Here is a 23,776-nt window from a genome sequence, read left to right on the forward strand (position 1 = left end):
TTAATCGATTCCTTTACCGATACGATTGAAGTGGATGCCGTTATCCCAGTTCATCCAGATACCGAAGGCTTTCCCCTTCAGATTCTCTTCCGGAACAAAGCCCCAGAAGCGGCTGTCATTACTATGATCGCGGTTATCTCCGACCATAAAGTAGTGCCCTTCAGGAACAGTGACCGGCCCCATATCCACCGAGGTTTTATCCGGATCAAGCAGGATTTGATGGCTGACGCCGTTATCAAAACTTTCCTGCACAATCTGTGCATCGTTCATGACCGCACCGGAATCATTACCGCGATACAGGCCCAAGGCTTTCATTTCAACCGCTTTACCGTTGATAAACAGCGTGCGCTCGATATAGCTGACCGTATCGCCCGGAAGTCCCACCACTCGTTTAATATAATCGACATCCGGATCATTCGGATACTTAAAGACGACAACATCGCCGCGTTCAGGTTCGCCAAGCGGAATGATTTTGGTCTGCACAACCGGCAGTTTAATACCATAGGCGAATTTATTCACCGCAATGAAATCGCCGATTTCCAGCGTCGGGTACATAGAACCCGACGGAATTCGGAATGGTTCAATAATAAACGAACGCAGAATTAACACCACCAGAAAAACCGGAAACAGCGAACGTGAATATTCAACAATAATCGGCTCTTTGGCACCGGTTGTCGATTTACGGCGTGCCGGACGCCATACCAGGCGGTCAACATACCAGATCACCCCGGTTACCAGAGTGACAAGAACCAGAATCAGTTCAAAATTCATTTGGAATCTCCCGTATCCAGAATCGCCAGGAAAGCCTCTTGCGGCAGTTCAACACTACCGATCGACTTCATGCGCTTCTTACCTTCTTTCTGTTTCTGCAGCAGTTTCTTCTTACGTGAAACGTCACCACCGTAACATTTCGCCGTTACGTTCTTACGCAGCGCCTTAACATTAGTTCGGCCGATCACCTTGGCGCCGATTGCCGCCTGAATCGCAACATCGAACATCTGACGCGGAATAACCTTCTGCAGTTTTTCGATAATGACTTTACCACGCTGAACGGCGAAGGAACGGTGCACGATAACCGCCAATGCATCGACTTTTTCGCCGTTGACCAGGAAGTCCATGCGCACCAGGTCGTCCGCCTGGAAACGTTTGAATTCGTAGTCCATCGAAGCATAGCCGCGCGAACAGGATTTCAGGCGATCGAAGAAATCGAGAACAACTTCGTTCATCGGCAGCTCGTAATTGATCGAAACCTGACCACCGGAATATTGCATATCTTTTTGCACGCCGCGCTTTTCGATACACAATTTCATGACCGCGCCGACATACTCATTCGGCACCAGAATATTGGCTTGAATAATCGGTTCACGAATCTCGTCAATGGTTGCCGGGTCTGGTAGTTCCGACGGGTTATCAATCTTAATTAATTCACCGTTCTTTTTCAGTACTTCATAAACAACCGTTGGCGCAGTGGTAATCAGATCCAGATTATATTCACGCTCCAGACGCTCCTGAATAATCTCCATATGCAGCATCCCAAGGAAACCGCAACGGAAACCGAAACCGAGCGCTTCCGAAGTTTCCGGTTCGAAATGCAGTGCCGCGTCATTCAGACGAAGTTTACGTAGAGACTCACGAAGATCTTCGTAATCTTCAGAGCTGATTGGGAAAAGACCGGCAAAAACGCGCGGCTGAGCCGGTTTAAAGCCCGGGAGCGCCTCGACTTCCGGCAACGCCGCATCGGCCAGGGTATCCCCGACCGGAGCGCCGTCGATGTCCTTGATTCCGGCGATGACATAGCCTACTTCACCGGCTTGCAGACAAGCCTTCGGGGTACGCTTCGGAGTAAAAATACCCACATCGTCCACCAGATATTCTTCCTTGGTGGACATCACTTTCATTTTGGTCTTTTTACCGATCTTACCGTCGATCACTCTGACCAGCGAGACAACGCCAAGATAGTTATCGAACCATGAATCGATAATCAAAGCCTTAAGCGGCTTATCGGTATCCCCTTCCGGCGCAGGAATTTTCTTAACGATTTCTTCCAGCGTCTCTTTAATACCGATACCTGCTTTCGCCGAAGCTCTAACCGCATCTTCCGCTTCGATACCGACAATCTCTTCAATCTCTTCTATAACGCGTTCCGGATCCGCTGCCGGCAGATCAATTTTGTTCAATACCGGCAAGACTTCAAGCCCCTGCTCGATTGCCGTATAACAGTTGGCGACAGTCTGCGCTTCAACACCCTGCGAGGCATCCACTACCAGCAAAGCCCCTTCACAGGCAGCCAGTGAACGGGAAACTTCGTAGGAAAAGTCTACGTGCCCCGGAGTGTCGATGAAGTTCAGCTGATAAATCTTGCCGTTTTCCGCTTCGTAGTTCAGGGTAACGCTTTGCGCTTTAATGGTAATACCGCGTTCGCGCTCGATATCCATTGAATCAAGAACCTGCTGTTCCATTTCGCGGTCGGTTAAGCCGCCGCAAAGATGAATGAAGCGGTCGGCAATCGTCGATTTACCATGATCGATATGTGCAATAATCGAAAAGTTACGAATGAGTGATAAGTCGTTAGACATTTAATCTCCGATAACAGAATTCATTTGCCTGACAGCGGTCAAGATTCCTGGCTTTCATGAAAAACTTATCCGGTCGCTAAAATAAATCCCCGAATTCAAGCTAATAAAAAAGGGGACTTTTCCGCCCCCTTCTCATGACATTTTTTCATTGAATCCTACAGTGTCGTCACCTTAAACGACCGCTGTACTGTCATTTCCATCCCACTCTCCAGTTAACGGATGGAACTGGCTAAAAAAGTTAGGCCGTATTTTACGCTAAATTCTTGATAAAGACATTATTTATCGCTGATATGCCTAACTTTCCCGAGCTCAATGAGCTTTTTTCATCTAGTCCAGTACAAGCGGCAGGAATACCGAGCGCCCGTTACGGATAACACGAACCGGCAAGGAACGTTTTTTCGGCAGACTCTGCAACAGTTTATTCAATTCTCGCACACTCTTGACCGGTTTAAAGTCGATGGTGACGATAATATCTCCGTTGCGGATTCCCGCCTGTTCTGCCGGACCGGAACTGACGTCGGTTACACGTACACCGTACGGAAGACCGTTATCCTGCAACCACGCTTTCGGAATTTCCTCGACGGTGACCCCTAAACGATTACTGTTGAGCTTGCGATCGGACGACATCGCCAGATCTTTGGATTTATCCAATGAAGTCAATTTGACGGTAAGGTATTTCACTTTGCCTTGACGCAGCAGCTTAACCTTGACCTTCTCGTTGATCGGCGTCATGCCCACGACAGGAGGAAGATCCGAAGACTTTTCAATCTTTCTGCCGTCGAACTCGAGAATAATATCTCCGGCTTCGATACCGTATTCTTTAGCCGGTGTATTATCGTATACCTCTCCAACAAGCGCCCCGGTCGGCTTATCCAAACCGAACGATTCGGACAAATCGCTGGTCACTTCCTGAATCTGTACGCCCAGGAAACCGCGTACGACTTTACCGTTCGCCTTCAGCTGTTCGGCAACGTTCATTGCGATATCGATCGGGATCGAGAAAGAGAGCCCCATAGAACCGCCGCTATTGGAGTAGATCTGCGAGTTAATCCCGACGACTTCGCCATCCAGATTAAACAGAGGCCCTCCGGAATTCCCCGGGTTGATCGGCACATCGGTCTGAATGAAAGGAACATAGGTATCTTCCGGCAAAGATCTTCCCAGAGCGGAAACGATCCCGTGGGTCACCGTATAATCCAACCCAAATGGTTCACCGATCGCCAGAACCCACTGTCCGACTTTCAAATCCTTGCTTTTCCCGATCTTGGCGTAAGGCAGGTCGTCCGCCTTAATCTTCAACAGCGCCACATCGGTACGCGGATCGGTTCCGATCAATTCGGCTTTTAACTCTTTACGGTTGCGCATGCGCACAATGATTTCGTCGGCATCTTCGACCACGTGATTGTTAGTCAGAATGTAACCATCTTCACTGATGATAAAACCGGATCCCAGCGAGTGCGCCTGTTTTTTCGGACGATCTTGCTGTGGCGGCTGCTGAAACATTTCCGGCGGAATTCCGAAAAAGTGGCGCAGCAACTCTTCCGGCATCCCCCGGAACTGCGGAGGTATTTGATTATCCTGTTTGGAGACGGTTTTCGTCGTGGAGATATTGACCACAACTTTGTTATTGTGCTCGGCCAGTTCCGTAAAATCCGGCAAGCCATATTTTTCAGCCGCTTGGGTTGCCATCGGCTGCAACAGTAAGGCGGCCGCCAGCAGCAGAGAATTCAGAAACAATCCATTAAAGGTTAAACACCGTTTCATTCGATACACCCTTCCTCTTGTTTAGTAAAAATCACAATCAATGAAAGACTATACATCCCGCACCGTCGCGCCATCCGACATCTGCGATGCGTTATGAATCCGAGTGATTTCCGGCAAGACCGGTCGATAAAAACGTTTCGTTATCCACCAGCCGGCAAAAAGCCCGAAAAGACCTCCAAAGATAGCACTGACATCAGCGATTTTTTCTATCGCCGAGACAGGTATTCCCGAGATAAGCAGGAGCTTCTGGGCCAGAACCGAAAACACCAAAAGTCCAATTAATGGTAAGCCATAAGCCATAAAAGAATGTTTAACCAATCGTGACTCATCCATGGACAGATCGACAAGATTTCCGACTTCGGCTCCAAGAGGATTTTCTACCCGAATCGGCTTATTGTGCCGGGCAACAAACAGAGTCGACAGCGCGGAAGTTCCACAACCGCCACTTTGAGCGCAACCGCTGCAACCATTTTTCGGGGCCACCTCAACCAGAGCAAAATCGCCCTGAATCGCCACGACCGTTCCGCTTTCGGTCAGACTGCTGCTGGCGGAAGCGCCGGCAGAGGAATTCCGATCTTCACCAAAGCCGGGTTCATTATTTCTTTCCATTTAGACTGCTCGCATAATTCCTTAGGTACCCAATTTAGGTTTGCACTGTTTTTTTTTCAAGTTAAAGCGCATGAAAATATCAAAAACCGCCCATCGTAAAGCGCTTCACAGATAAAATATTCACTTGCAATCTGACGTCGGCTACCTATAGTAAGCGCCACCTTACGACTTTAATCGTCAGAATCCCATTCATTAGCTTTGAGGCGACCCGGCAATGCAACAATCGAAAGCCAACCAAGAGTATGCAAAATCGACTGAAGTATTGATTATCGGCAGTGGTATTGCCGGACTGTCGATCGCTCTGAAGCTGGCGCAGGAGCACAAGGTGATCGTGCTTGCCAAGGCATCACTCGAAGAAGGCAGCACCAGCTACGCCCAAGGCGGCATAGCCGGCGTACTTGACCCTTTCGACAGCATCGATGCGCATATTAAAGACACTAAAATTGCCGGTGCTGGTTTATGCGACGACAAAGCGGTCGCCGTAGTCGCTACCCATGCAGCGGAAACCATCCTGGAACTGATTGAGTACGGCGTAAACTTCACCACAGAAGGCGCCAACGCCAAGAACTTCCCGTATCATCTGACCAAGGAAGGCGGCCATAGCCACAGACGCGTCATCCATGTCGCGGATCATACCGGCCAATCAGTCGCGGACACACTTATCAACCAGGTTAAGAAACATCCTAATATCGAACTGCTGCCGGAACACATTTCGATCGACCTGATTCTGAACCGCAAGCGCAATCGTTGCATGGGGGCCTATGTCCTCAACAAAAATGAAAAACAGGTGTATTCCATTACCGCACCTTTCACGGTTCTGGCGACCGGCGGAGCCTCCAAGGCTTATCTTTATACCAGTAATCCGGACACCTCCACCGGTGACGGTGTCGCCATGGCATGGCGTGCGGGTTGTCGTGTGGCCAACATGGAGTTCAACCAGTTTCACCCAACCTGCCTGTTCCACCCCAAAGACCGCTCCTTTCTGATCAGTGAAGCCGTTCGCGGTGAAGGCGGTATTTTAAGACTGCCGGACGGAACCGCCTTTATGCAAGAATACGATCCGCGCGCCGATCTGGCACCGCGAGACATCGTCGCCCGAGCCATCGACCAAGAAATGAAAAAGCACGGTATTGATTGCGTCTATCTGGACATCACCCATAAACCGGCCAAATTTGTTAAACAGCACTTTCCGACCATCTATCAACGCTGCAAGGAAGACGGCATCGACATCACCAAAGAACAGATTCCGGTAGTGCCGGCGGCACACTACACTTGCGGCGGCGTAATGACCAATTTGGAAGGAAAAACCGATCTCGAAGGACTGTATGCGATCGGCGAGACCGCTTATACCGGTCTGCATGGCGCTAACCGCTTGGCCAGCAACTCTCTGGCCGAAGGTCTGGTTTTTGCCAAGCTGGCTCACCAAAGCATCGAGAAATCTTTTTCCGCACTGGGAGAACACGAGTTCAGTGCCAAGCCGTGGGATACTCGCGGCATTACCGATCCGAAAGAAAAAGTACTTGTCAGCCACGACTGGGATGAATTGCGACGGGTCATGTGGGATTACGTCGGGATCGTGCGCACCAACAAACGTCTGAAACGCGCTTTAAAACGTATCCGTAATCTACAGGCGGAAATCAATGAATATTACAGCCAGCACACTCTGAGCAGCGATCTGCTCGAATTGCGCAACCTGACCATGGTCGCCGAACTGATGGTACTTTGTGCGCAGAAGCGCAAGGAGAGTCGCGGCCTGCACTACAATCTGGACTACCCCAAAATGTTCAAGACCGCTAAACCGACTGTATTAAAACCTCAGCCGGGGAAAAACCCGACTAGCCGGTACAAATCTTAACAGCGCTTAACCGTTGCCCAACGGCATATGTCCGTTCTGGCTGATCTCGTCGATAATCCCCTCGGAAATCAGACGGTCAAGATCAACCAGAATCACCATATTATTGGTTGAAGCTTTGCGGTTATCATCGCCTTCAGCCGTTCTCTGAGTCTCCCCCACTGTTGCCAGCCCGAGAATGAATTGCGAGCTGATTTCAGTGGAAATATCCGGTGCCGGCTGCAGCGAATCCATATCGAAAGACTGCACATCGCTGACTTCATCCACCACAATACCGACAACGCGCTCGCCCTGAGAGGTGAGAACATGAACAACAATAACTACCGTAGTCGCATCGTAACTGGCCTGCAGCTTAAAACGTTCGCGTAAATCGACAATAGGCACCACCGAGCCGCGCAGATCAACAACCCCTTTTACAAAGGGCGGTACGCTTGGCAAAGGATTCGGCTTTTCCCATCCTCGGATTTCCTGCACACGCAGAATATCCACCGCAAACTGTTCGCGTCCGATTTTAAACGTTAAAAACTCTTTGTTGTTCGCCACTGATGGCCTCCCTGAAAAACCGTCTGATGATCGAAATTTCGCCGCAGCAATTTCCGTATAAAAATATCGGTTAATCTTAGCTTAATTTCGCTTTTAACAACACTCTCGCAAAAGCCTTTTAACGATTTGTGCGTAACAAATTCGCTTAAATCAACTGTTTCCCGCTTGAAATACGGCAAACCGGCCTCATTTAGTTTTGCGTTGACGCCGATTCCGGTATCATTTGCGCAACATCCAAATAAAGAAGATTAGAAAAACTAAAGGATTCACTATGCAAGCGACCGCTTCTCTAGATGCAACCTGGCTGGATTTTTTACAGCAACAAAACGCGCAATTCGACGAGTCCGGTAAAATTACGACTTTCGGACAGGCCGAACTGGAGCACTTCCTTATCAAAAACGGACCGGTGGTAACCAGCTTGACCCATCAGGCATTGCTGAAAGTATCCGGAACGGAAGCGCAGCAGTTCCTGCAAGCGCAATTGACCAGCGACATCAATCAGGTTTCGGAAACGCAAGCGCAACTTTCCTCCTACTGTGACCCGCAAGGAAACGTGCTGGCCATTTTCCTGGTTTTCAAATATCAGGATGCTTTTTATCTGAGTTTTGACGGCTCGCTACGGGACAGCATTCACAAACGTCTGCAGATGTTTGTGCTGCGCTCGGACGTAAAAATCGAAGAGGTTTCGCAGACGCTTATCCATATCGGTTTCGCCGGAGAATTTGCCGATCTTGACGTTCAGCGCCGCCTGGACACCAAGGTCAAGGAAGTCTTCGAGGCCAACCTGTCTCAGGATGACGAGACTAAAGACATTCTCATTATCAAGGTACCGGGGCCTTACCATAAATATGAAATTTTCGGCCCAGCCGAACAGATGGTAACCGCCTGGAACAATCTGCGCGTCAACTGCGACCTGACCAATAACTTCGACTGGCAACTGCTTAATATCGCGGCCGCCGTTCCGGAAGTCACCGATAAAACCAGCGGTCAGTTCACTGCACAATTCCTGAATCTGGATAAATTCGACGCCATCAACTTTAAGAAAGGCTGCTTTCCGGGACAGGAGATTATCGCCCGTATTCACTATCGCGGGAAAATCACCAAACGCATGCTGCGTATCCGTCTGGAAGACGATCTGGAACTTCATTCCGGTGACAGCTTAAGCCTTCAGGATCCGAACGGTAAAACCCACAAGCTGACGGTCATCAACTGCCAGCCGGACATTTTCTCGGGCCGTCTGTGTAATGCGGTCGGCACGCTGAAATCATTGGAATCGGTCGAAGGCGATCTGACCACGGAAAATGGTAAACCTGCAACCATCGAACCGCTTCCGTACCTGATTACCGAAGAAGAGTAAGGTGGAAATATCGCTTTGCGCGATATTGAATACACATGATTAAACGCAAAAGCCTGCCCATCCGAGCAGGCTTTTTCATGTCTGTTTACCATAAAAAACCCCGCAATTGCGGGGTTTAACATCTGCTCAAGACAGGTATTGTTTAGCTTTGACGCATATGTGGGAACAGCAATACGTCACGAATAGAGGCTGAATCGGTAAACAGCATTACCAGACGATCGATTCCAATCCCCTCACCCGCCGTCGGCGGCATCCCGTGCTCCAGAGCGGTAATATAATCTTCATCGAAGTGCATCGCTTCATCATCACCGGCATCTTTCGCTGCCACCTGAGCCTTAAAGCGCTCGGCCTGATCTTCGGCATCGTTCAACTCGTTGAAACCATTAGCTAACTCGCGTCCACCGATAAACAACTCAAAACGGTCGGTAATAAACGGATCTTCGTCATTACGACGCGCCAGCGGAGAAACTTCAGCCGGATATTCGGTGATGAAAGTCGGATCCATCAGACGGTGCTCAGCGGTTTCTTCAAAGATTTCAGTCAGAATCTTGCCAAGACCGTAGCCTTCTTCGACTTTGATATGCAGCGATTCGGCAAGCGCTTTCGCCGAATCGAAGTCTTCCAGCTGCTCAGGCTTAACGCCCGGATTGTAATCCAGAATTGCCTGCTTCATAGTCAAACGCGCAAACGGCTTACCGAAGTCGAATTCCTGCCCCTGATACGGTACAACGGTCGAGCCGACAGCCAGCTCAGCCAGTTCTTTCAACAACTCTTCGGTGTAATCCATCAGCTGATGATAATCGGTATAAGCTGCATAGAATTCAACCATGGTGAATTCAGGATTGTGGCGCGTTGACAGCCCTTCATTACGGAATGATCGGTTGATTTCGAAAACACGCTCAAAACCACCGACAACCAGACGTTTCAGGTAAAGCTCCGGTGCAATGCGCAGGAACAAAGGCATGTCCAGCGCATTATGATGCGTTGCGAAAGGTTTCGCCGTAGCTCCGCCAGGAATAACGTGCATCATCGGCGTTTCCACTTCCATAAAATTCTTACGGATCAGGAAATCGCGGACATGCTGCACGATTTTCGAACGCAACATAAAGGTGTCGCGACTTTCCTGATTCACGATCAGATCGATATAACGCTGACGGTAGCGAACTTCCTGATCCTGCAAACCGTGGAACTTGTCCGGCAACGGGCGCAGCGATTTAGTGATCAGTTCGATATGCTCGACGTGAATCGACAATTCACCGGTGTTGGTTTTGAACAGGTAACCCTCGGCACCGACAATATCCCCAAGATCCCATTTTTTGAACTGCGTGTTGTAGAAACCTTCCGGCAACTCGTCACGAGTCACATAAATCTGGATGCGACCGGAATGATCCTGAAGGGTTGCAAAGCTCGCTTTACCCATAATACGGCGCAGCATCATACGGCCGGCAACCTTAACACGTACCGGTTCCGCTTCCGCCATAGCTTCTTTTTCGATTTCACCATACTTGGCTTGCAGGTCGGCGGCATCGTGTTCACGACGGAAATGATTTGGATAAGAGTGACCCTCTTCGCGCAAAGCTGCTAGTTTCGCACGACGCTCGGCAATGATTTTGTTCTCATCGACTTCTGGCGCTGTATTTTGGTTATCAGACATTCACTATCTCGCTTAAAAAATAAAGACCGCTAAGCTTCTCTGCTTCGCAGTCGTTTTAAATTCAAAAAGGTTTTTAAAATTGTCGCTATTTTACGGCTTTTACGCTCGAATCTCTAGAGAACTCTAAACAAGCCCTGAAAGTCCGGGCAAGAATTCTCCAGAGACCGCAACAGATGTTTACAATCCGGCTTTCAGACTGGCTTCGATAAACGGGTCCAGAGAGCCGTCGAGAACAGCCGTGGTATTTCCGGTTTCGACATTCGTACGCAAATCTTTAATGCGCCCCGAATCCAGAACATAAGAACGGATCTGACTGCCCCAACCGATATCCGCTTTGGAATCTTCAAGAGCCTGCTTCTCGGCATTACGTTCCTGCATTTCCAGCTCGTAAAGTTTGGCGCGCAGCTGTTTCATGGCCTCGGCCTTATTTTGATGCTGCGAGCGTCCGTTCTGACACTGAGTGACCGTATTGGTCGGCAAGTGCGTAATACGAACCGCTGATTCGGTTCGGTTAACGTGCTGCCCCCCGGCACCGGAAGCGCGATACACATCAATACGCAAATCCGCCGGATTGATTTCGATTTCAAAACTATCATCGATTTCCGGTGAAACGAATACCGACGAGAATGACGTATGGCGGCGGTTTGAAGAGTCAAACGGCGATTTACGTACCAGACGGTGCACACCGGTTTCCGTTCGCAACCAACCGTAGGCGTAATCGCCCTGAACGTGAATTGTCGCCCCTTTGATGCCGGCGACATCGCCATCGGTAATTTCGACAATCTCCGCTTTAAAGCCGTGCGAATCGGCCCAACGCAGATACATACGCAAAAGCATATTCGACCAATCCTGCGCTTCGGTACCGCCGGAGCCGGCCTGAATTTCCAAGTAACAGTTATTGGCATCCAGCTCGCCGCTGAACATACGCTGGAATTCCAGCTTATCGATCAACTCGCCCAGACGATCGCACTCTTCGATTACATCGTCGACCATCTCCTGGTCTTCTTCCATCTCGGCTAACTCAAGCAGCTCTTGAGCCCCCGAGCAGCCCTCTTCCAGCTCATTAATAGTGGTGACGATGTTTTCCAGCTGTGACTTTTCCCGACCTAGAGCCTGCGCCTTTTCAGGGTCATTCCAGACATTCGGGTCTTCCAGTTCCATATTGACTTCTTCAAGACGTTCCGCTTTTACGTCGAAGTCAAAGATACCCCCTAAGCACAGAAGTACGCTCTTGGTAGTCCTTAATGCGATTATAGACAGGATTCAGTTCCATAAATTCAACCTTAGTTTTTACGACTGGCACCGGTTCGAGGTGAGATTTACACTACTGCGAACCCTTGTAATACCGTATTTTTTAAAATGCGCGAATCATACCAGTTTTCAGGAGAAATTTCTCTGCTAATTCCGATCCAGAAGCAACAAATAATGATGAATTTTTCTCAAGTTTTTCAAACAATTGCCGATAAAAAAGTCACTTAGTAAAAACAGTAACAGAATTCCGCTACTGAACGCCATGATTGACAACTGTCAATTCAAGCGTCCGGCAAAAGAGTACACTAAGAGTTACATTTAAAGAGATGAGGTCATCGCAATGGATATCAAAGCATTTGGCGCTCTGCAAGCCTATCAAAAAAGTAACGATGCCGCTCAGGACAACCGTGGTCGTGGTATCGACAAGTCGCTGGTTTTGCCGGAGCAGGCTTCCGAACAGGCCAAAGAGCGTGTCGCGACCAATCCGGCAGCCGTTAAGTTCGAGCAGCAAGCCAACCTCGTTGCCACACTGTTCGGAGATAAAACACAGGCGCCTCAGTCGGCGCTGAAAATCAGTTTTCAAAGTGCGATCGAAGAAATCAACAAACAGCTTCGTATCGACCTTGGACTGGACGAAGGTGCTGCTGATCCAATCAGCGCCGAAGCTCTGCAACAGCAAGGCGGCATGGATTATTGGAGTCCGGAAAACACGGCTCAGCGCATTGTTCAAGGCAGCACCGCTTTCCTGAGCGGTTTTCAGAATGCACACCCTGAACTTGAAGGGGAAGAGTTGATCAACCGTTTTATGGAAGTGATCGGTAACGGTATCAGTACCGGTTTTGAGCAGGCTAAAAGCTTTCTCGGCGATCTCAATGTAATGAACGATGAAATCGCAGGAACGATTAACCAGACTTATGAACTGGTGCAATCCGGTCTGGAAAATTTCCGTAATGACTATCTCGGTATCGAAACGTCTGTAGAAGCTGATGAAGAGAGTCCTGAAAACACATCCAGCAGCAATTCTTAAATTTCCCGGTACTTTCACAGATAAAATAAAAAAGCCCCTTTCGGGGCTTTTATTTTATGCAGTGCTAAAACTAAAAACCCAGCCTACTCGATCTCTTCGAGTCCGACACGGGTCAAGCCCGCTTCATTGGCGTATTTAGTCAATTCCGCCGTCGAATCAATTCCCAGTTTAGACATCAGATTTTCACGATGCTTGGAAACTGTTCGGTCGGAGATCTCGAGGATTTCGGCAATTTCTTTGGTCTTATAACCTTCCGCCACCAATTTAACCACCTGTTTTTCACGTACCGATAAACGGCGATTTTTCAAACCTTCCGCCGCTTCAAGCGATGGCTGAATTTCAGAGTGGATAAAGGTGCCGCCATGGTAAACATCGCGGATGCCGTTGGTTAGTTCTTTGGGAGAAACGGATTTCATCGACAAACCGGAAATTCCCAAATCCAGAACATCCCGCCATACACTGAGCGTTTCAGCGGCGGTCAGCACGATTACCTTGGTATCTGCATAGCGCTTTTTGATGTGATTAATAACATTCATTCCGCTTAGCTTGGGCATAGACAGATCCAGCAGCAGAACATCCGGAGATTTGCTGCGAACCAATTCAAGACACTCCAGTCCATCTTCCGCTTCACCGATAACTTCCAGATCATCATGTGCTTCAAGAATCGATTTAAAGCCTGCGCGTACTAATGAATGGTCTTCCGCCAATACAATTGTGATTTTTTCTGACATGAAAATACTCTTTTTAAACTATTTCACTATCTGATAGCGGTTAAAAGAACACCGCGCAAACCAAATACGTAGAAGTTACTAGTAATTGAATTATTCCCAAGAGAAGCAAAATCCTCAAGGAATTTTCGAGCAGATAAAGCGGATTTAAGCCGTTTTTATGATCTCAGTAAACTTTACTCACGCTTGCCGAATGCAATTTCTCGGAAAACATACTTTTAAACGGCCAACTTTCAAGAATAAGCAAACATTTAAACACTCATAAAGTTTTCACCGCCAGGCCGGGAAACAGTCAAAAACCTACTGATCAAATTATACCACCCGGGCACGAAAACAGATCGATTTTATTATTATTTTCAATAATATACGCTCAATTTAAACAGGCCGGATTCCCTGAAAAATCTGCAGGCAATCACGTCAGACCAAAGCGGCTTCTTGAACTTCGATCACGCTCCAGCCAGCAATCCAAACAATCTGAACCTAACGCAATGCGGTCTATCTCTGCAACTTTATGCGCCCAATGTAACGGACTTTATAAGCAAAGAGTCCATTTCTTTTACCATAATTTACTCAAATCAATTTATTTCTGAATTTACCGCTCAATACGGCTTGAATAACCTGATTCACAGCAAATCTCACTAGGTTTTTAGTCTGAGACTGCGTAAAATATGCGCATTTACTCGCCTCTGATTTGTCAGAACCTTTGAAATACCCGAGCTAAACCCGATTTTTTAATCTAAACGGCAACGCTTACATTTAAAAAGACGAAATACCATGACACATTCCTCAGCTAAAACCCGCACAGTCAAAGACAGCATGGGAACCTTGGAAGTTCCTGAAAACGCCCTTTACGGAGCTCAGACGCAACGCGCGATCAATAATTTCCCGATCAGTGGAACGCCGCTGCCGACCAGTTTTATCAAAGCGGCCTGCTTTGTTAAATTCGCCTGCTCCGACGCCAACCGCGAACTGGGGCTTTTAAGCGAGGAAAAAGCGGAAGCGATTCAGGCGGCCGCGGATGCGGTGATCAAAGGCAGTTACCTGGATCAGTTCCCGATCGACGTATTCCAGACCGGTTCCGGAACCAGTACCAATATGAACGTTAACGAAGTCCTGGCCTCTCTGGCACAAAAACTGACCGGTACCGAAGTGCATCCGAATGACGACATTAATATGAGCCAAAGCTCCAACGACGTTATCCCAACCAGTATTCACGTAGCCGCAGCGATTTCATTGGAAGAACAGCTACTGCCTGCCCTGCGCCATCTTTGCGATGTCATCAAAGATCGTGAACAGGAACTGGATAGCGTGGTAAAAACCGGAAGAACCCATCTGATGGATGCCATGCCGGTTCGACTCAGTCAGGAACTTTCCGCTTGGCGTGCGCAAATCGAAGATAATATCGCCCGTCTCAAAGATACCCAGAAACGAATTGAGAAATTGCCTCAAGGCGGCACCGCGGTCGGTACCGGTGTCAATGCGGATCCGCAGTTCAGCCGACTGGTCTGCGCCAATCTGGCAACGATTACCGCCATTCATTTCGAACCGATGGAAAACCTGTTTATCGGTTTAAGTTCGCAGGACAGTGCACTGGAACTCAGCGGTCAGTTGAATGTACTCGCCGCCAGCCTGATGAAAATCGCCAATGACCTGCGCTGGATGAACTCCGGGCCATTAGCAGGTCTTGGAGAAATTCAACTGCCAGCGCTACAGCCGGGAAGTTCCATTATGCCAGGCAAAGTCAATCCGGTTATTCCGGAAGCGGTGTGCATGGTTGCCGCTCAGATTATGGGTAACCATACCGCCATCACGGTCGGTGCCCAAGCGGGTAACTTCCAGCTAAACGTCATGCTGCCGATGATTGCGCTCAACCTGCTGCAAAGCATCGAAATTGCGGCTAATGCCAGTACCCAACTGGCAGATCTGGCCATTAAAGGCTTCACCGTCAATCAGCAGAATATCAACCAGGCTCTGGAAGTTAACCCGATTCTGGTCACCGCCCTGAACACACTGGTGGGTTATGAAAAAGGCGCGGCCATCGCAAAAGAAGCCTATGCTTCCGGTCGCCCTGTTCTGGAAGTCGCTCTTGAAATGACCGAACTGGATGAGGCGACACTTAAGCAGTATCTCAATCCTGCTCTGTTGACCGAAGGTGGAAATCCTAAGGTAGATTAAAGGCTGAAACGCAGCCAATTTATGCTTACAGGCAATATTTGAGTTGTTACAATGTTGCCTGTAATTTTCAAAACTTAAAAGGAACCACTATGGCCGTTATCGATCTAAAAACCGAGCAATTTGAAGACACAATTAGCAATAACGACATCGTTATTTTTGATTTCTGGGCTGAATGGTGTGGTCCTTGTAAGCAGTTTGCTCCGGTATTTTCGGAAGTGGCGGAAAAACACCCTGATATCAAATTCTGCAAAGTTAATGTCGAAGAAGAAGAGCAACTGGCGGCAATGTTCCAGGTTCGTTCCATTCCGACTTTGGTCTTTATGCGCGAAAAAATCGTTGTTTTCTCAAACCCAGGCGCCATTCCGGGGAACGCACTGGAAGAAGGTATCAAACAACTGCGTGAGCTGGATATGGAACAGGTTCGCAAAGATGTCGCTGCTGCCCAGCAAGAGCAACAACAATAAGCTATTGTTCGCCGAAAAAGCCGCAATTGCGGCTTTTTTTATATCTGCGCTGAGCACTCATAGCAAATTGCCCTCTCGCTTAATCAATTCTACTTAGTTGTAGTAAAATACAGCTTATTAAAGATAAATCAGAACGCTTCATGAACCAACGCCTTTTACCCCCAAGTACAATTTTAGTCACCGGCTGCTCCAGCGGCATCGGTTACTACTGTGCAAAACAGCTTGATCAAGCAGGTTACAGCGTTATCGCATCCGCCCGTGATCCACTGGATGTTGAACGTTTGCAAAAAGAGGGATTCACTGCAATCCAACTCGATCTGGCAGACAGCGAGTCGATTAAAACGGCGCTTGAACAGGCGCTGCAATTAAGTGGCGGCAAGATCGACGCCTTATTCAACAACGGTGCTTTCGGACTACCGGGCGCGGTTGAGGATTTAAGTCGCGACGCTATGCGTCACCAGTTTGAAACCAATGTCTTCGGAACCCAGGAACTGACTAACAGAATCGTGCCGATTATGCGTCAACAGGGACAGGGAAGAATCATCTACAACAGTTCTATTCTGGGATTCGCTGCGATGCAATATCGCGGGGCCTACAATGCCAGTAAGTTTGCGATCGAAGGGTTTGCCGATACTTTGCGGCTGGAGGTCAGAAAAGACAATATCCAAGTCAGCTTGATCGAACCGGGACCGATTCTATCGGATTTCAGAAAGAATGCCTTTGAACAGTTTAAAAACTGGATTAATCCGGATACCAGCGCGCATCAGGCGCAATATCATGCCATGATAAACCGTCTGGAAACGGTCGGGCCGAGCGCGCCTTTCACACTGGGACCGGACGCCGTCTACAAAGCCCTTATTCATTCTTTGCAAAGCAAACGGGCCCGGATTCGCTATAGAGTGACAGTGCCGACCAAAGCATTCGCCATTTTGAAACGCCTGCTTCCTAACCGGACACTTGATAAATTGTTAACCAAAGCGGGCGGCGACGGTAAACGCTAACCCGCCTGAAAATCCCCGGAATCAGGCTTCGCTGAACAGCATCTGATACGGTCGTTGAATATCGTCACGCAGCTTCTGCAAACTGAAGCTGCGCACCTCTTCGATAAATTTCTGTCCGGTAAAATACACCTGTACCACCGGCAGTGAAAAAATACCTTCCTGCGAACAGACTTCGGTTGTTTTATGACAATCGATATAGGCCATCTGCATTTTTGGATAATGCTCGGAAATCTGGTCGATCAACATCGGTTTAATCGCATGGCAGACATTACACTCGCTACCGCCATATAAAACCAGCAAAGCCTCGCTCTGCTGCTTTAAGTTCTGCAACTCTTCACACGTCTCGATATTCAGCATATTATTCCTTCTTACTTACTATCCGCTAAAACGGTATTTGCCAACCACGCCGCACCGCGCACTCCGCTTGAATCACCGAAGGCGGGCGGCAAAAGTTGAGTTAACACGGGCTCATCACTAAAAACCCACTGATCCCAGATTTTCGGTACCTCTTCATACAAGCGATCTATATTCGACATGCCGCCACCGAGAACAATAACATCCGGGTCGAGCAGATTGATCACCGACGCCAAAGCCTTCGCCATCCAGATCATATAATCCTGCAACATCTCTTCGGCCAGCGGATCCCCTTGCCCGGCTAAAGCGACAACCTGTTCGGCCTTGAGACTTTGTCCGCTGCGCAGCTGAAAATGCCTTTCAAACGCACTGCCGGAAAGAAACGTCTCAACACAGCCTTTCTGTCCGCAATAACAGGCAAATTGCTGTTCTGTACACGACCAGGGCAATGGGTTATGACCCCACTCACCTGCCACCAGGTTTACGCCATTCAGGGCTTGACCGTCAACCACAACACTACCGCCACAACCGGTGCCGATAATGATACCAAAAACGACTTTGGCTCCTTTTGCACTTCCGTCCACCGCCTCGGAAAGCGCAAAACAGTTAGCGTCATTGGCAACCAACACCTCTCGGTGAAGACGTCGTTGAAGATCCCCTTTCAGATCCTGGCCAATCAGGCAGATGGAATTGGCGTTTTTGACCAAACCTGTCGTATTTGACAAAGCACCGGGAATACCGACACCAAGCGAACCTTTTCGTCCCAGCTGCGTCTCGCACTCCTCGACCAGTGCAACCATCGCATTCACAGTAGCGGCATAATCTCCCTGCGGTGTCGCAATCCTCTGCCGATAAATTTCGTTACCGGAGCGATCCAAGGCAATAATCTCAATTTTAGTTCCGCCTAAATCAATTCCAAGCCGCATACGGATCCTTTATACACTACAAATGGATAAAAAATAACAGCAACGCCGGCGTACATCAGGTAGAAACAAATCCTCCTTGTTACCGTGAGACAGAGAATTGCCAGAGTTGCAGAAAATCAGGAGATCACAAAGATTCCAGCCATTGGATCTCTTGTTCGCTAAAGCCGGCCTGACGTCGCGCATCAATATTAAAAGGTCCACGCAGATCACCGTAAAAATACTGCTCGATAATTTCCTGAAAGGTCTTGAAAGGATTGACCCCTCTCTGCTCGCAAAGGTAACGGAACCAGCGCGTACCAACCTCAACATGACCGATTTCGTCACGCAACAGTATTTTCAGAATTTCTACACCGCGTTTATCACCGATGGCACGTAATTTCTGTATCATCGCCGGAGTCACATCCAGCCCCCGGGCCTCCAGAGTTCTTGGCACCAGCGCCATCCGCACCAGAGGATCATGATCCGTCTGGTAAGTCGTCATCCACAGGCCGTCATGCGCCGGAAAATCGCCATACTCATAACCCAAGTGAAAAAGGTGTTCGCGCACCATTTGGAAATGATAAGACTCTTCGCCGGCGACTCCCAGCCAATCACCGTAGTATTGTCGCGGCATGTCCTGAAAACGATAAATCGCATCCAGAGCGAGATTAACGGCGTTGAATTCAATATGGGCGATGGAATGCATCAGAGCCGCATGCCCTTCTATTGTCCCCAACCCTCGACGGGGCAATTTTTTCGGCGGAACCAGTTCCGGCTTTGACGGACGACCCGGATCAGGAATACGAATGACCTCTTCAGTTGGCGTTAAATCGAAACGATCTTCGGTCCAATCCTGTAAAAGCTGATCTAACTGCTGCACTTTACGACTGAGATCCGACTCCTGAAGACAGGTCAAAACGGTGCTGAAAAGATTTTTGCTCATTTGGGATTCTCTTGGATTTCCAAATTATGTTAAACAGACGAATTTTACGATAAATGAAAAACAAAAAGCCGGTCAAAAGACCGGCTTTTAGCGCAATAACTGTATTCTTTCCGTTTTAATTAACGGTAGTAGGCTGCCATCAGGTAACGAGTACCTTTAAACTTCTTAGCGTCGATAGCATCCATCAATTTAGACCACTTTAGGCGATCTTCTGGAGTCATAACCGAAGAAGGGTTAACAGCAACAGTTTTGTCACCGTATTTTGCTTCGATTTTATCAACTTCAGCATAGCATTGCTCAACAGTAGTTTTTTGTTCTACTGCTTTTGCTGCTGTACTACCATCTTTCTTTGCGGTTGCGATTACGGTTTCCGCATCCGCCAGACACTGACTGTATGCATCTTCAGCTTGTACGTTAGCTGACATAGCTACCGCTGCTGAGATGAATAGAGCTTTCAAAGTCATCTTTTTCATTTAATGTAAACTCCGAGGTTTTAATCGTTTTCGCTTAAACGCGTCAATTCTGACTCTTTTCACCCCAAATTGCAACCCGCTTGATGTTAGAAAATAATGAAATGCTTATAAACATTATTTATCCAACGAACAGCTAATCTATCATCTAAAAAACGTACGTAAATTAGTTCATATTTGCTGTGATAAAAAGCGTCACTTATCAACGCAATCTGCGCAAACAACACATCACCATCAGACACAAACAGTGTCTTTAGATATATTGCACCTCAACAATTTCATAGTCGATATTACCGCCCGGCGCCTGAACCTGCACTTCATCGCCTTCTTCTTTACCGATCAAAGCACGCGCCATCGGTGAACTGACAGAGACTTTGTTATGTTTGATATCGGCCTCTTCGTTTCCGACAATTTTGTAGGTCACTTCCTCTTCGCTATCAAGATTGAGCAAAGTCACGGTCGCGCCAAAGACCACCTTGCCATTGTCCGGCAGTTTGGTAACGTCAATAACCTGAGAATGCGAAAGAATGCCTTCAATTTGCTTGATACGCGCTTCCACCAGCCCTTGCTGTTCGCGTGCTGCATGGTATTCCGCATTTTCTTTCAGATCACCGTGCTCACGAGCTTCGGCAATCGCTTCAGTGATGCGCGGACGCTCATCTTTTTTCAAACGGTTTAATTCTTCTTTAAGCGCATCAGCGCCCTCTTTGGTCATCGGATGTTTATTCATTTTCTCTCCTTTAACGGCAGTCTGTTTTCATTTTGCCATAAACACAAACGCCAAAGCATCTGCTTTGGCGTCCGGGTTGCATACTTCCATGAAATTCAGTCGTTTATCTAAATCTTATGGAAATCCTCCCGTGCGTGTTAACCAAATAAAAGTTAGTGCATATCCTGCAATCGGGTTACCGGCTGATCATCCAGATATTCCATTGCCGCAACCATTGCGAAAGCACCGGCAATCGTCGTGGTATAACAGGTTTTATGCATCAGTGCTTCGCGGCGAATGCTCGACGAATCCTGAATACTGACCGAACCATCGGAAGTATTAACGATCAAATCGATTTCTTCATTGACGATCGAGTCGACGATATTCGGACGGCCTTCAGTCACCTTGTTTACCGCTTCACAGTCGATTCCCGCTTCCTGCAAGGATGCCGCCGTTCCACGAGTTGCAACGATCTTGAAGCCGCGGTCGATCAGCTGCTTGGCCAAATCTACAACACGGACGCGATCCGCTTTACGCACACTCAAGAAAGCTGTTCCGGAACGAGGAAGAACTGTACCCGCAGCCAGCTGTGCTTTGGAATACGCCTGAGCGAAGTTATCGCCCACACCCATAACCTCACCGGTCGACTTCATCTCAGGCCCAAGAATCGGATCCACACCCAAGAACTTGATGAATGGGAAGACCGCTTCTTTAACCGCGTAGTTGGATGGCTTCACTTCGGTGGTAAAGTTCTGATCCTTAAGTTTCTGGCCGACCATGCAGCGGGCGGCAATTTTCGCCAGCGGATGACCGATCGCTTTGGAAACAAACGGTACCGTACGCGAAGCACGAGGATTCACCTCAAGCACGTAAATGTCATCGCCTTTAACCGCGAACTGCGTATTCATCAGACCGACAACGCCCAATGCTTTGGCCATCTTCTCGACCTGATCACGGATACGATCCTGAATCTCGTCGGAAATACTGTACGGAGGAATCGAACACGCCGAGTCACCTGAGTGGATACCCGCTTGTTCGATGTGCTCCATGATTCCGCCGATAACGACCTGCTCGCCGTCACAAACAGCATCCACATCCAACTCGACCGCATCGTCAAGGAAACGATCCAGAAGAACCGGTGAGTCGTTGGATACCTTGACCGCTTCGGTCATGTAACGGCGCAGGTTGCTCTCGTCATAAACGATCTCCATACCGCGACCACCCAGAACGTAAGACGGACGAACCACCAACGGATAGCCGATTTCATTCGCCAGAATAACTGCCTGTTCGGTTGAAGTTGCGGTACGGTTTGGCGGCTGCAGAAGGTCAAGATCATTCAGAATCTTCTGGAAGCGCTCACGGTCTTCGGCTAGGTCGATTGACTCCGGAGAAGTACCGATAATCGGAACACCCGCTTCTTCCAGATCTTCCGCCAGTTTCAAAGGCGTTTGACCGCCGTATTGAACGATAACGCCTTTCGGCTGCTCGACTTCAACGATTTCCAGCACGTCTTCCAACGTCAGAGGCTCGAAATACAGACGATCCGAGGTATCGTAGTCAGTTGAAACCGTTTCCGGATTACAGTTAACCATAATCGTTTCGTAACCGTCTTCGCGCATCGCCATAACCGCATGAACACAGCAGTAGTCGAACTCGATCCCTTGACCGATACGGTTCGGACCACCGCCCAGAACCATGATCTTATCTTTATCGCTCGGCTTGGCTTCACACTCTTCATCGTAAGTTGAATACATGTAGGCGGTTGAAGTTTCAAATTCCGCCGCACAGGTATCGACACGCTTGAAGACCGGACGGACATTCAACGTATGACGGAACTTACGGATAAAGGCAGCATCCGTATCCAAAAGCTGAGCGATACGGTTATCGGAGAAACCTTTCTGCTTCAGTTTACGCAGGTTCGCTTCATCCAAAGCGTCAAGACCGCGCTGCTTAAGATCGTCTTCAAGATTAATAATCTCTTCAATCTGCGCCAGGAACCATGGGTCAATCTGACAGGTATCGAAGATTTCTTCGAAACTCCAGCCGGCACGGAAAGCGTCGGCAACATACCAAAGACGCTCAGGCCCCGGGTTACGCAGCTCTTGGCGAAGCGTATCTTTAACTTCACGCTCATCCATATTGACCAAATCAAGAATTTCATCAAAGCCACTCTTATCGGTTTCCAATCCACGCAACGCTTTCTGCAGCGATTCCTGGAAGTTACGACCCAAAGCCATAACTTCACCAACCGATTTCATCTGCGTAGACAGACGCTGTTCCGCCTGCGGGAATTTTTCAAATGTGAAACGAGGAATCTTCGTAACCACATAATCGATAGTCGGTTCGAAAGACGCCGGAGTAGCACCGTTGGTAATATCGTTCTGCAACTCATCCAGCGTGTAACCCACTGCCAGCTTGGCAGCCACCTTGGCAATCGGGAAACCGGTCGCCTTGGATGCCAGCGCCGACGAGCGCGAAACACGCGGGTTCATTTCGATAATGATCATGCGCCCGGTATCCGGGTTGATCGAGAACTGAACGTTCGACCCACCGGTTTCGACACCGATCTCGCGCAGTACCGCCAAAGAAGCGTTACGCATGATCTGATACTCTTTATCGGTCAGCGTCTGTGCCGGTGCTACAGTGATCGAGTCACCGGTATGCACACCCATCGGATCAAGGTTTTCGATTGAACAAACGATAATGGCGTTGTCGTTTTTGTCTCGAACCACTTCCATTTCGTACTCTTTCCAACCGATGATCGACTCTTCGATCAACAATTCTTTGGTTGGCGACAAGTCAAGACCGAACTTACAGATCTGTTCGAATTCTGCTTTGTTATAAGCGATACCACCGCCGGAACCACCCAGAGTGAATGACGGACGGATAATAGTCGGGAAACCTACGCGTTCCTGAATCGCCCACGCCTCTTCCATATTGTGCGCAACATCGGAGATCGGCATATCCAAACCGATTTTAGTCATCGCTTGACGGAAACGGTCACGGTTTTCAGCCTTATCGATCGCATCGGCATCGGCACCGATCAACTCAACGCCGTACTTTTCCAGAACGCCTTTATCATGCAGTTCCAAGGCACAGTTAAGTGCAGTCTGCCCACCCATGGTCGGCAGAATCGCATCCGGTTTTTCTTTGGCGATAATGCTTTCAACGGTTTTCCACTCGATCGGCTCGATATAGGTTGCATCCGCCAGCCCCGGATCGGTCATGATGGTAGCTGGGTTAGAGTTCACAAGAATGACTCGGTAACCCTCTTCCTTAAGCGCTTTACAGGCTTGCACCCCAGAGTAGTCGAATTCACAGGCTTGACCGATAATAATAGGCCCAGCACCAATGATCATAATGCTTTGTATGTCACTTCTTTTTGGCATCGATT

Annotated in this window: 20 protein-coding genes; 6 read left to right on the forward strand and 14 right to left on the reverse strand. The window is 48.6% G+C overall.

Annotated features, from left to right (window positions below; genetic code table 11):
* The 4 genes from lepB to J3999_RS06350 form a co-directional block, all read right to left on the reverse strand.
* A complete protein-coding gene (gene lepB, locus J3999_RS06335; RefSeq protein ID WP_173284718.1) occupies positions 1–771 on the reverse strand; it encodes a signal peptidase I in 771 nt (256 codons plus the stop codon).
* Positions 768–2,576 (reverse strand): translation elongation factor 4, encoded by a 1,809-nt coding sequence (gene lepA, locus J3999_RS06340; RefSeq protein WP_208127069.1) that lies wholly within the window; start codon positions 2,574–2,576, stop codon positions 768–770. The genes lepB and lepA overlap by 4 nt, the downstream gene beginning before the upstream one ends.
* Before the next feature lie 327 nt (positions 2,577–2,903).
* Entirely contained in the window at positions 2,904–4,340 is a 1,437-nt protein-coding gene (locus J3999_RS06345) for a DegQ family serine endoprotease (RefSeq protein WP_243755338.1), read from the reverse strand.
* Between the two features lie 48 nt (positions 4,341–4,388).
* On the reverse strand, positions 4,389–4,949 hold the full coding sequence (locus J3999_RS06350; protein WP_208127070.1) for a SoxR reducing system RseC family protein: 561 nt from the start codon (positions 4,947–4,949) through the stop codon (positions 4,389–4,391).
* Positions 4,950–5,163: 214 nt separating this feature from the next.
* Here J3999_RS06350 and nadB point away from each other — a divergent pair, with 214 nt between their 5' ends.
* The gene (gene nadB, locus J3999_RS06355; protein ID WP_208127071.1) at positions 5,164–6,804 is read left to right on the forward strand and encodes an L-aspartate oxidase; all 1,641 of its coding nucleotides are present in this window, start codon (positions 5,164–5,166) and stop codon (positions 6,802–6,804) included.
* A gap of 6 nt (positions 6,805–6,810) precedes the next feature.
* Here the strand turns inward: nadB and J3999_RS06360 are convergent, their stop codons facing one another.
* Positions 6,811–7,344 carry a chemotaxis protein CheW gene (locus tag J3999_RS06360; protein WP_208127072.1) on the reverse strand — a complete coding sequence of 178 codons (534 nt, stop codon included), beginning with the start codon at positions 7,342–7,344 and terminating at the stop codon, positions 6,811–6,813.
* 271 nt (positions 7,345–7,615) lie between these two features.
* Here J3999_RS06360 and J3999_RS06365 point away from each other — a divergent pair, with 271 nt between their 5' ends.
* On the forward strand, positions 7,616–8,701 hold the full coding sequence (locus tag J3999_RS06365; protein ID WP_208127073.1) for a folate-binding protein YgfZ: 1,086 nt from the start codon (positions 7,616–7,618) through the stop codon (positions 8,699–8,701).
* A 142-nt stretch (positions 8,702–8,843) separates the two neighbouring features.
* Here J3999_RS06365 and lysS read toward each other — a convergent pair whose 3' ends face one another.
* Together lysS and prfB are read right to left on the reverse strand one after the other, a co-directional pair.
* Positions 8,844–10,355, reverse strand: a complete 1,512-nt coding sequence (gene lysS / locus J3999_RS06370; RefSeq protein WP_208127074.1) for a lysine--tRNA ligase — start codon at positions 10,353–10,355, stop codon at positions 8,844–8,846.
* Between the two features lie 177 nt (positions 10,356–10,532).
* A protein-coding gene (gene prfB, locus J3999_RS06375) for a peptide chain release factor 2 (protein ID WP_208127075.1) occupies positions 10,533–11,628 on the reverse strand; the annotation gives its coding sequence in 2 pieces (ribosomal slippage) (positions 10,533–11,555 and positions 11,557–11,628; 1,095 coding nt in all).
* A 318-nt stretch (positions 11,629–11,946) separates the two neighbouring features.
* Between prfB and J3999_RS06380 the strand changes: the two genes are divergently transcribed.
* Positions 11,947–12,633: a DUF5610 domain-containing protein gene (locus J3999_RS06380; RefSeq protein ID WP_243755339.1), complete on the forward strand. Its 687-nt coding sequence runs from the start codon at positions 11,947–11,949 to the stop codon at positions 12,631–12,633.
* 83 nt (positions 12,634–12,716) lie between these two features.
* On the opposite strand, the gene J3999_RS06385 is transcribed toward J3999_RS06380, so the two are convergent.
* Positions 12,717–13,364 (reverse strand): response regulator transcription factor, encoded by a 648-nt coding sequence (locus J3999_RS06385; protein WP_208127076.1) that lies wholly within the window; start codon positions 13,362–13,364, stop codon positions 12,717–12,719.
* Between the two features lie 771 nt (positions 13,365–14,135).
* Between J3999_RS06385 and J3999_RS06390 the strand changes: the two genes are divergently transcribed.
* The 3 genes from J3999_RS06390 (at position 14,136) to J3999_RS06400 (ending at position 17,001) form a co-directional block, all read left to right on the forward strand.
* On the forward strand, positions 14,136–15,536 hold the full coding sequence (locus tag J3999_RS06390; protein WP_208127077.1) for an aspartate ammonia-lyase: 1,401 nt from the start codon (positions 14,136–14,138) through the stop codon (positions 15,534–15,536).
* Between the two features lie 89 nt (positions 15,537–15,625).
* Positions 15,626–16,000, forward strand: a complete 375-nt coding sequence (gene trxA, locus J3999_RS06395; RefSeq protein ID WP_173284692.1) for a thioredoxin — start codon at positions 15,626–15,628, stop codon at positions 15,998–16,000.
* Positions 16,001–16,140: 140 nt separating this feature from the next.
* Entirely contained in the window at positions 16,141–17,001 is an 861-nt protein-coding gene (locus J3999_RS06400) for an SDR family oxidoreductase (protein WP_208127078.1), read from the forward strand.
* 21 nt (positions 17,002–17,022) lie between these two features.
* On the opposite strand, the gene J3999_RS06405 is transcribed toward J3999_RS06400, so the two are convergent.
* From J3999_RS06405 to carB, 6 genes are all read right to left on the reverse strand, one after another.
* Positions 17,023–17,358 (reverse strand): thioredoxin family protein, encoded by a 336-nt coding sequence (locus tag J3999_RS06405; RefSeq protein WP_173284688.1) that lies wholly within the window; start codon positions 17,356–17,358, stop codon positions 17,023–17,025.
* Between the two features lie 11 nt (positions 17,359–17,369).
* Positions 17,370–18,281, reverse strand: coding sequence for an ROK family protein (locus J3999_RS06410; RefSeq protein WP_208127079.1), 912 nt, complete (start codon positions 18,279–18,281; stop codon positions 17,370–17,372).
* A gap of 124 nt (positions 18,282–18,405) precedes the next feature.
* Entirely contained in the window at positions 18,406–19,203 is a 798-nt protein-coding gene (locus J3999_RS06415; RefSeq protein ID WP_208127080.1) for a ferritin-like domain-containing protein, read from the reverse strand.
* A 119-nt stretch (positions 19,204–19,322) separates the two neighbouring features.
* Positions 19,323–19,676: a hypothetical protein gene (locus J3999_RS06420; RefSeq protein WP_208127081.1), complete on the reverse strand. Its 354-nt coding sequence runs from the start codon at positions 19,674–19,676 to the stop codon at positions 19,323–19,325.
* Between the two features lie 250 nt (positions 19,677–19,926).
* Positions 19,927–20,403: a transcription elongation factor GreA gene (greA, locus tag J3999_RS06425; protein ID WP_208127082.1), complete on the reverse strand. Its 477-nt coding sequence runs from the start codon at positions 20,401–20,403 to the stop codon at positions 19,927–19,929.
* 152 nt (positions 20,404–20,555) lie between these two features.
* Positions 20,556–23,771, reverse strand: coding sequence for a carbamoyl-phosphate synthase large subunit (carB, locus tag J3999_RS06430; RefSeq protein ID WP_208127083.1), 3,216 nt, complete (start codon positions 23,769–23,771; stop codon positions 20,556–20,558).
* Between the last annotated feature and the right edge of the window lie 5 nt (positions 23,772–23,776).

Source organism: Thiomicrorhabdus sp. 6S3-12 (genome assembly GCF_017571475.1).
GTDB lineage: Bacteria > Pseudomonadota > Gammaproteobacteria > Thiomicrospirales > Thiomicrospiraceae > Thiomicrorhabdus.